Here is a 2,110-nt window from a genome sequence, read left to right on the forward strand (position 1 = left end):
CCGGCCATCAGGGCAGCCGTCGTCGCCGGCATCCCACCCGGCACGCCGGTCACGAAGTCGACGTGCACCTTCCCGCCGAACGGCAGGCCGTGGGTGTCGATGAGGCGCCGCAGCGCGTGCACGTGGCCGAGGTCGAACAGCTCGAACTCGGGCACCACCTCGCGCTCCTGGGCCTGCACGTACAGGTCGCTCATGAACCCCCACGGGTTCAGGAAGACGTCGTCACCGAAGTTGGTGGTCCCACACGTGAGCGAGCACGAGTCCGGCTCGGCGTCGAGCACCGTCAGCCGCGTCTCGAGCGGGTCGTGCACCGAACCCCCCGTCGAGAGCTGGACGATGAGGTCGGTCTCCGAGCGCACGGCATCCACCGACGCCTTCAGCAACCCACGGTCCAGGGTCGGGGCGTGGTCGGCGTCGCGGATGTGCAGGTGGATCAGCGCCGCCCCGGCCGCCTCGCAGCGCCGAGCGGTCTCGACGAGCTCGTCGAGGGTCGTCGGCAGCTGGGGCAGGTCCGCCTTGGCGTGCTCGGCGCCCGTGGGGGCGACGGTGATGAGGGTCCCGACCGGGGTCGATGAGGTGGCCATGGACCCCATCATGTCAGGTCGCTACCGAAGATTCTTCGGGGATCAGCCACTCACGACGACGGTCTGCGATGCCGCCGTCTCCCCGACGAGAAGATCCACGTCCTCCGGGATAGAGCGCTTGATGACCGCGAGCGCGACCGGGCCGTCCTCGTGGTGCCGAGCGACCGTGGTGATCCGCCCCACCTCCCGGTCGCCGAAGCGCACCGGCGCCCCGGCATCCGGGAGCACGTGTCCCGACCCGTCGAGGTGCAGGAAGACCAGGCGTCGCGGCGGCCGCCCGAGGTTGTGCACGCGGGCGATGGTCTCCTGGCCGCGGTAGCAGCCCTTGTGCAGGTGCACCGCAGTGCGCAGCCAGTCGACCTCGTGCGCGATGGTGCGGTGATCGGTCTCGGCCCCGAGCCGCGGGCGCCAGGCCATGACGCGCAGCGCCTCGGCCGCCCAGGTACCAGCCAGCGGTCGGTCGCCGACCGCGGCCTCGAGAGCAGGCCGCGCCACGACGAGCTCACGCCACGCACGCCCCTCGCCGGGGTGCCCTTCGACCGGTCCGTAGGCCGCCGTGTCACCCACAAGGGAGGGCCAAGGGTCGACCCACGCGAGCGGCTCCCCCGGCGCCGACTCGGCGCCGATGGGCTCACCGAGCACGGCCCAGTCCGCCGTGACGTCGGCGACCTCGACCCGCAGCATGAAGCGCATCGAGTCCAGCCAGGCCACGAGCGCAGGCGCGCTCCCGGGCTCGACCGTGATCCACGTCGTCTCCCCGTCGTCGACGAGGTGCAGGGCGTGCTCGATGTGCCCCTTGGGCGAGAGCACGAGCGACTCGCGCGACGTGCGAGGTGCCAGCCCGGTGAGGTGCTGCGTGGTCATCGAGTGCAACCACGTGAGCCGGTCGGGCCCGGTGACGGTGACGACCCCCCGGTGCGACAGGTCGACCACGGCGAGCCCCTCGGCCAGCAGTCGCTGCTCGCGCATCGGGTCGCCGTAGTGGGCAGCCACCCCGGCGTCGGCGCCCTCACCCGCGACCGCGCCCGGGCGGTCGAGCAGGGGGGAGCTCACGGTGGACGTGGTCATGGTGTGGCCTTCGGGGTTTCGGGGTGTGCGGACAACGGCACGTCGGATGCCGGGTGGTCACCGGCGCGGTGCGGTTCGGCTGGGTCGGCCGCGCGGCACTTCCGGCACAGTCCGTGCACGGCGGCGTGCGACACCTCGGCGGCGAATCCCAACGACTCGTCGAGGCGGGCCACCAGTTCGTCCGCCATGGTGAGCGGGGCCTCGCCCACCGAGCCACACCCCCGGCAGACGACGTGCAGGTGCGTGGCGTGCTCGGCGAGGTGGTAGCTCGGCGCACGGTGGTCGACGTGGGTGTGACCGACCAGGCCCAGCTCCTGCAGGGCGTCCAGTGCGCGGTACACCGTCGATGCGGCGACCTGTCCACCCCCGTCGCTCGCCACGGCATCCACGATGTCGTCCGGGGTCGCATGACCGAGCCGCCCCACGGCGCCGAGCACCCGCTCACGCTGCGAGGTCAG

General features: G+C 72.5%; 3 protein-coding genes. All 3 read right to left on the reverse strand.

Annotated features, from left to right (window positions below; all coding sequences use genetic code 11):
- The coding region (locus PLL68_RS09900; RefSeq protein ID WP_324533621.1) for a beta-keto acid cleavage family enzyme at positions 1–584 on the reverse strand (584 nt) is incomplete at its 3' end.
- 42 nt (positions 585–626) lie between these two features.
- Complete coding sequence (ygfZ, locus tag PLL68_RS09905) at positions 627–1,652, reverse strand: CAF17-like 4Fe-4S cluster assembly/insertion protein YgfZ (protein WP_324533623.1); 1,026 nt, start codon at positions 1,650–1,652, stop codon at positions 627–629.
- On the reverse strand, positions 1,649–2,110 hold a 462-nt coding region (locus PLL68_RS09910), incomplete at its 5' end, for a Fur family transcriptional regulator (RefSeq protein WP_324533625.1). The genes PLL68_RS09910 and ygfZ, both read right to left, overlap by 4 nt.

This window comes from Ornithinibacter sp., assembly GCF_035443565.1.
GTDB lineage: Bacteria > Actinomycetota > Actinomycetes > Actinomycetales > Dermatophilaceae > Fodinibacter.